We start from the raw sequence: 3440 nt of genomic DNA, 5'->3' as shown, positions 1-3440 counted from the left end.
GAGCGGACACGCGGGCGGGGCGTGGGGGGCGTCCCGGCGGTGCAGGTCCAGGACAGCGCGGGAGATGTCCGCCAGCTCGCGGCGCACCTCGCGGCGGGCGCCCTTCACGCGCTGGATGCGCATGTCGTCGTAGCTGGTCGTCTGGTGGCGCATCCAGGCGATGACGGCGGCCTCCGCGCGGCGCTCGATGGGGATGCGCTCCGTGCGGGCCACGGTGCCGCTGCCCACGGGGGTGGCGTGCCCGGCGACGAGGACGGCCATGCGCTTGGCGTGGGGGAGCCACGCGGGGCTGAAGGCGAGGAAGCGCAGCACGGCGTTGGCGAAGTCGACCTCGTAGACCTCCTGCTCGCGCGCGCGGCGGTCGCGGCCCTGGGCCAGCTTCTTCGCGTATTCAGGGGTGGCGCGCTCCGCGTCGAGCACGGCGCGGGCGTGGACGATGTGGGCCTCCGGCGCCCAGACGCCCCGGGAGAAGAGCTTGCGGCCCACCTTCTCCACGACGGTCCAGGTGGGGCCGGCGGCCTTCACGCGGCGGGTGAGGCCGGCGTCGCCGGGGGGAAGGAGGGCCCAGCCCTCGGGGACGGAGAGGAGGCGGCCGTCCTGGGCACGCACGCGGCGGGGGTCGGCCGTGGGGCCTACCGTCAAGGAATCAGGCATGGGTGGCTTTCGGGGGCCGGCTGCATAGCACGACCCTTCACACCCTGGTAAATGCCCCCGGGTGCGCGCCGGAGTGACGGGGCGCGTGCGCGGAGGCCTCACTCTTCGTGGGAAGCGCTGGCATGTCCCTTCTCAGGCTCACGTTCCTCGGCACCTCCGCCGCGCAGCCCACGCTGCATCGCGGGCTGTCCGGCCTCGCGGTGAAGGCGGACGCGGACCTGCTCCTGTTCGACTGCGGCGAGGGCAGCCAGCGGCAGATGGTCCGCTTCGGCACGGGCTTCACCGTGGACGCGGCCTTCTTCACGCACTTCCACGCCGACCACTACCTGGGGATCATCGGCTTCCTGCGCACGCTGGGGATGATGGGCCGCACCTCGCCCATGCACCTGTACGGGCCCGCGCCGGCGCGGCGGCTCCTGCACCAGGCCGTGCACCTGGGGCTGGAGTCCACGGCCTTCCCGGTGGAGATCCACGAACTGAAGGACGGGGACGTGGTGCGCCGGGGCGGCTACGCGGTGCACGCGGTGGGCGTGGACCACCGCATCCACGCGCTGGGCTACGTGCTGGCGGAGGACGACCGGCCGGGGAAGTTCCACCTGGAGAAGGCGCGCGAGCTGGGCGTGCCGGAGGGGCCGGCCTTCGGGAAGCTGCAGAAGGGCGAAGCGGTGACGTTGCCGGACGGGCGCGTGGTGAAGCCGGAGGACGTGCTGGGCGAGGCGCGCGCCGGACGGCGGCTGGTGATTTCCGGGGACACGCGGCCGTGCCCCGCGCTGGTGCAGGCGTCGAAGGACGCGGACCTGCTGGTGCACGAGTCCACCTTCTCCGACGACGAGCAGGAGCGCGCGCAGGAGACGCGCCACTCCACGGCGCGGGAGGCGGGGCAGGTGGCGCAGTCCGCGGGCGCGAAGCGGCTCATCCTCACCCACCTGTCCAGCCGCCACGACACCGACCCCGGCAAGCTGCTCGCGCAGGCGCGCGAGGCATTCAAGGGGCCCGTGGAGGTGGCCTTCGACGGGCTCACCGTGGAGCTGCCGCTGCGCGACTGAGGCACCGTCGCGCGAGCGGGGCTCCCACCCGGCGAGGGACTACTCGATCTTCTTCGCCTCGGCCTGCAGGGCGGCGGCGGCGTCCGGATCCACCTTCTGCAGCAGCTCCCACTCCAGCTGCGTGTCGCGCGTCATCTGGGAGTTGTTGGGGCCGGTGACGGTCTCGCTCGGCGTCGTGGGGCGGCCGTCGGTGTTGTCGGCGGCGCGGGACTCGGTGCGCTCCTGGCGCCGGTACTCGATGGCGCTCTGGCCGGGGCCGCGCTCATAGCCGCGCACCAGGTAGCGCGCGAAGGAGGTCCCCAGCGAGGAGGCGGCGCTCGTCTGGAGCCACTCCGTCTGCGCCTCGAAGCCCTCCTTGCCCTTCATCACGGAGAAGCCCTTGTCCTTCACGAGGGCGAGCGCCTCCGGCCACACCTCCGCGATGGGCTTGCGGTAGACGTGCCCCTGGGCCTTGTCCTCCAGGTACGCCTGCTGACGGCGCGCGGCGCAACCGGTGAAAGCCAGGGCGAGGGCGGACACCACGAGCAGCGCGGCGGAACGGGTCGACGACTTCAAGGGGTTCATGCTCCGGACTCCAGGGAATGAAGACGGCTCCGGAACATCGCTCGGTGCGGGCCCTCCGCCAAGTGGCTGCCGGTGTGGGATGAAATGCCATCCAGGCGGCAACCATCGTTTGGCCCACCGCGGCCCTTTCGGAGCGCGTTGGCGCCATGCGTCCGGCGTCGCACATCCGCCCCAGGCCATCCGCCCGCCGGACGGACGGTGGGCCATGCTCGCGGCCCGCCATGATTCCCATCAGCGACGACAACCCGACCCTGCGCACCCCGGTGATGACCTACCTGCTCCTGGGGACCCTGGGGCTCGTCTGGGTGTTCTTCCAGGGCGCGGGCTTCAACGTCGGGGCGCTGGCCAGCAGCATCTGCGACCTGGGCCTGGTGCCGGGGGAGCTCACCGGCCAGGCGCCGCTGGGACAAGCGGTGCCGCTGGGCGACGGGTACGCCTGCGTGGTGGACGCGGACGCCATCAACCGCGTGACGCCGCTCACCTCCATGTTCCTGCACGGAAGCTGGGGGCACCTGCTGGGCAACGTGCTGTTCTTCTGGGTCTTCGGCAACAACATTGAAGACAGCATGGGGCGCTTTCGCTTCCTGGTGTTCTACCTCCTGTGCGGGCTGGTGGCGGCCGCGGCGCACGTGGCGGTGGACCCCACGTCGCCGGTGCCCACGGTGGGCGCGTCGGGGGCCATCGCGGGCGTGCTGGGCGCGTACCTGGTGCTCTACCCACGCGTGCGCGTGAACATGCTGTTCATCCTCTTCATCTTCATCCGCGTCATCCCCATCCCGGCCTGGGGCGTGCTGCTGTGGTGGTTCGTGCTCCAGCTCATCACCGGCCTGCCGCAGCTCATGACGCTGCGGCCGGAGGTGTCCGGCGGCGTGGCGGTGTGGGCGCACATCGGCGGCTTCGTGGCGGGCATGCTGCTCATCAAGCTGTTCGCGAACCCGCGCTACACGTCGCAGCGCACGCTGTGGCGGCACCGGATGCACCCCAACCACCCGTGAGCATGCGGGCGGGGAGGCGGGCGCCCGGTGGTGGGGGTGCGGACGCGAGGCCCCGACCCGACATTCGGGGGTGATGTTCTTCGCGTCGCGAGGAGGCGGGCATGGGGGCGGACAACCAGTCGCAGGGGCTCTGCGTGCCAGCGGCCAGTGGGAGCGGGCGCAAGCGGGTGCTCATCCTGGG

4 protein-coding genes are annotated in these 3440 nt (G+C 72.2%); 2 read left to right on the top strand and 2 right to left on the bottom strand.

All coding sequences use genetic code 11. The annotated features are described in order from the left end of the window. Positions 1 to 654 (bottom strand): DUF2293 domain-containing protein (locus D7X74_RS40635; RefSeq protein WP_120538288.1); only part of this gene is annotated, 654 nt, incomplete at its 3' end. Between the two features lie 122 nt (positions 655 to 776). On the opposite strand from D7X74_RS40635, the gene rnz reads away from it, so the two are divergent. Continuing rightward, complete coding sequence (gene rnz / locus D7X74_RS40630) at positions 777 to 1700, top strand: ribonuclease Z (protein ID WP_120538287.1); 924 nt, start codon at positions 777 to 779, stop codon at positions 1698 to 1700. Positions 1701 to 1739: 39 nt separating this feature from the next. Here the strand turns inward: rnz and D7X74_RS40625 are convergent, their stop codons facing one another. Further along, on the bottom strand, positions 1740 to 2264 hold the full coding sequence (locus D7X74_RS40625) for a hypothetical protein (RefSeq protein ID WP_120538286.1): 525 nt from the start codon (positions 2262 to 2264) through the stop codon (positions 1740 to 1742). A 221-nt stretch (positions 2265 to 2485) separates the two neighbouring features. On the opposite strand from D7X74_RS40625, the gene D7X74_RS40620 reads away from it, so the two are divergent. Beyond that, positions 2486 to 3259: a rhomboid family intramembrane serine protease gene (locus D7X74_RS40620; RefSeq protein ID WP_120538285.1), complete on the top strand. Its 774-nt coding sequence runs from the start codon at positions 2486 to 2488 to the stop codon at positions 3257 to 3259. The last annotated feature ends 181 nt before the right edge of the window (positions 3260 to 3440 follow it).

This window comes from Corallococcus sp. CA047B (genome assembly GCF_003612065.1).
Lineage (GTDB): Bacteria > Myxococcota > Myxococcia > Myxococcales > Myxococcaceae > Corallococcus > Corallococcus praedator.
This window is presented reverse-complemented; position numbering and strand designations above follow the sequence as displayed.

Coding starts and splice junctions, on each gene's coding strand:
- rnz (WP_120538287.1), top strand. CDS start 777: ATGTCCCTTCTCAGGCTCACGTTCCTCGGCACCTCCGCCGCGCAGCCC.
- D7X74_RS40625 (WP_120538286.1), bottom strand. CDS start 2,264: ATGAACCCCTTGAAGTCGTCGACCCGTTCCGCCGCGCTGCTCGTGGTG.
- D7X74_RS40620 (WP_120538285.1), top strand. CDS start 2,486: ATGATTCCCATCAGCGACGACAACCCGACCCTGCGCACCCCGGTGATG.